We start from the raw sequence: 2,258 nt of genomic DNA on the forward strand, positions 1-2,258 counted from the left end.
TACTCCGGACGCGCCTGCTGCGTGACGTGCTTGACGACCTTCTCGATCTCGCTCTCGCTGACCCACGCGCCCTGCACGCGCACGGCCTTCGAGGTGCCCATGGGGCTGAAGAGGGCGTCGCCCTGGCCGATGAGGCGATCGGCTCCGGGCTGGTCGAGGATGACGCGGGAGTCGGTGACGCTCGTCACGGCGAACGCCAGGCGCGAGGGCACGTTGGCCTTGATGAGACCGGTGACGACATCGACCGACGGCCGCTGCGTGGCGAGCACCAGGTGGATGCCGCTGGCGCGCGCGAGCTGCGTGATGCGGACGATGGAGTCCTCGACGTCGCGCGGGGCGACCATCATGAGGTCGGCGAGCTCGTCGACGACCACCAGCAGGTATGGGTAGGGCTTGAGCACGCGCTCGCTGCCGGCGGGCAGCTGCACCTCGCCGGCGACGACGGCGCGGTTGAAGTCGTCGATGTGGCGGTAGCCGAACGACGCGAGGTCGTCGTACCGCATGTCCATCTCCTTCACGACCCACTGCAGCGCCTCGGCCGCCTTCTTGGGGTTCGTGATGATCGGCGTGATGAGGTGCGGCACGCCCGCGTAAGAGGTGAGCTCGACGCGCTTCGGGTCGATCAGCACCATGCGCACCTCGCTGGGCTTGGCGCGCATGAGCAGGCTCGTGATCATCGAGTTGACGAAGCTGGACTTACCGGAACCGGTGGAGCCGGCCACCAGCAGGTGGGGCATCTTGGCGAGGTTGGCCACGACGTAGCCGCCGCCGACGTCCTTGCCCACGCCGATCGTCATCGGGTGCACGGAGTTGGTCGCCGCGGGCGAGCGCAGCACGTCGCCGAGCGTCACGATTTCGCGGTCCGTGTTGGGGATCTCCACGCCGATCGCGCTCTTGCCGGGGATGGGGGCGAGGATGCGCACCTCGTTCGATGCGACGGCGTAGGCGATGTTGTTGGTCAGCGCCGTGATGCGCTCGACCTTCACACCCGACCCGAGGGCGATCTCGTACTGCGTGACTGTCGGACCGCGAGAGAACCCCGTGACGCGCGCGTCGACGGAGAACTGATCGAACACGCTCGTGATCGCGCGCACCATGGCGTCATTGGCTTCGGACCGCGCCTTCGGCGGCGTGCCGGCGGCCAGCGCGGCCGTCGAGGGCAGGCGATATGTCGCAGCGGGCGGCAGTCCGTCGCCGTCGCCGCCGAGGCCGGACATGCCGGGCAGCTCACCGTCGCCCTGCACCTCGGTGGCGTCTTCGCGGATGCCGGTGTCAGCGCGCCGGCTGCCCTTGCGCACCGCGTCGGTCACGTCGGGATGGATGACTTCTGTCGCGGCATCCTGCACGGGAAGAGGCGGCAGGGGCGGGGGCGGCGCGATGGCCTGGTCGAACCCGCCGGTGTCGCCCTCGGGCGACAGCAGCATGGTGAGGTCCTGCGAGCCGATCCCGTCGTCGGGATCCTCCTCGCGACCGGACTTGTTGCGGCGCCACCAGGGCAGCGCGTCGTCCTCGTCGCCCGACGACGCGGCCGTGGGCGCTTTGGCCGGCTTCTCGACTCGCTCGGTGCCGAACATCCAGGCGTAGAGGTCGCCGAGACGGTGCCCGATGCGGTTGGGCGGCGTCTTGGTGATGATCAGCACGCTGAGCAGTGCGAGCAGGCCGAGTACGATGCACGCGCCGATCTCGGTCAGGTACGACAGCGGCTCACCGATCATCCAGCCGAAGAGGCCGCCTGCGGCACTGAGCGACGGCAGAAGTTCGCTCGGCTGCGGTCGCCCGCCCAGCACGTGGCAGAACCCCGCGATGGTGAGCACCAGGAGCCCGAAGCCGATGCCGATGCGCCCGTTGTCGTGCACCGACGACGGATGCCGGAAGAGCCAGCCCGCCAGCAGCAGCAGGAGAACCGGCAGAATGAACGCCTCACGTCCCAGCAGCGCCCCGGCGGTGTACGCGCTGATCGTTGCGGCGACCTCGGTGCCGATGAAGAACCACTCGACCACGGAGCCGGCGACCGCCATGAGCACGAGGAGGAACGGGAAGCCGTCGCGGCGCTGGTCCTTCTCGAGCGTCTCGGGGCCGAAGGCTCGGAACAGCCCCCCGGTGGCGTGCGCGAGCCCCATCCAGGCGCGCACGACGACTGGCGGTTTCTCGGGTTCATCCACGTATCGCTTGGGCGCGGGGGCCGGCTTGCGGGCGCGCGAGGACGACCCCTTCGCGGGCGCGCGGCCGCTCGTGGTCGGACTGCTGCTCCTGGCCAT

The 2,258-nt window shown here is 69.8% G+C and carries 1 protein-coding gene; it reads right to left on the minus strand.

Annotated elements, in window-relative coordinates; all coding sequences use genetic code 11:
- On the minus strand, positions 1 to 2,258 hold a 2,258-nt coding region (locus NQ160_RS22600), incomplete at both ends, for a DNA translocase FtsK (protein WP_257517274.1).

The sequence above is a fragment of the Microbacterium sp. zg.Y909 genome, assembly GCF_024626565.1.